1 protein-coding gene is annotated in these 1,035 nt (G+C 68.1%); it reads right to left on the bottom strand.

Translation table 11 applies throughout. The features are described from left to right. Positions 1-11 precede the first annotated feature (11 nt). Positions 12-1,035, bottom strand: a 1,024-nt coding sequence (locus ACIRVK_RS45580) for an IS110 family transposase (protein ID WP_404258077.1), incomplete at its 5' end; no start/stop codon positions are given.

Genomic DNA, 1,035 nt, shown 5'->3' with positions numbered 1-1,035 from the left:
CGGGGTGCCGGTCAGGCTGCGTTCTCCCGCGGGTTGAGGGTGACGGTGTAGCCGAGCTGGTTGAGCTGGTTGATGGCCCGGCGGGTGGCGCGTTCGGGGTCGCGTTGGGTGAAGTAGGTGCCGCCGAGTTCCTGGTAGGGCACGTTGTCGGTGAGCATGTGCCAGATCGCGGTGATGATCGAGTGCTCGACGGCGACCAGCGCCCTGAGCGGGCCGCGGCGGGCGGTCAGCCGCTTGTAACGGGCCTGCAGATAGGTGTCCTTGGTTCTCACCGCGCCGAACGCGGCGAGGCCGAGGGCCCCTTTGAGATAGGGGTTGCCCGGCCGGACTTTGGTGTTCTTGGTGCGGCCGGCGGACTCGTGGTGGCCGGGGCAGACCCCGGCCCAGGACGCGAGGTGCTTGGCGGTGGCGAAGCGGTTCATGTCACCACCGGTCTCCGCGATGATCACTTCGGCGGTGGCCTGGTTGATGCCCGGGATGGTGTCGAGCAGGTCGAGGACGTCACGAAAGGGGGCCATCGCCTCCTCGATCCGTCCGGTGAGCTGATCGATCACCATGGTGAGGTGGTCGTACTGGTCCAGATGCAGGCGGGCCAGGAACGCATGGTGGGCACGGAAGCGTCCGGTCAGGGCCTCGGTGAGTTCGGGGATTTTGTTGCGGAGCTTGCGTTTTGCCAGGTCCGCGAGGACCTGCGGGTCGGCTTCACCGCGGATGAGGGCTTCGAGCATGGCCCGGCCGGAGACGCCCATGATGTCGGAGGCGACGGCGGAGAGTTTGATGCCGGTGTCCTCCAGCAGCTTCTCCAGCCGCTGGACCACGCGCCCGCGTTCACGGGTGGTGGTCGTCCGGGCGCGCGTGAGGTCCCGCAGTTCACGGATCGGCTCGGGCGGTACGAAGGAGGGCCTCACCAGGCCGTGAGCGCCGAGCTGGGCCAGCCACGCCGCGTCCGAGACGTCCGTCTTGCGGCCCGGCAGGTTCTTGACCTGCCGCGCGTTGACGAGGATCACGTTCAAGCCCTCGGCCAGCACGTAGTAG

This window comes from Streptomyces sp. NPDC101152 (genome assembly GCF_044768275.1).
Classification (GTDB): Bacteria; Actinomycetota; Actinomycetes; order Streptomycetales; family Streptomycetaceae; genus Streptomyces.
This window is presented reverse-complemented; position numbering and strand designations above follow the sequence as displayed.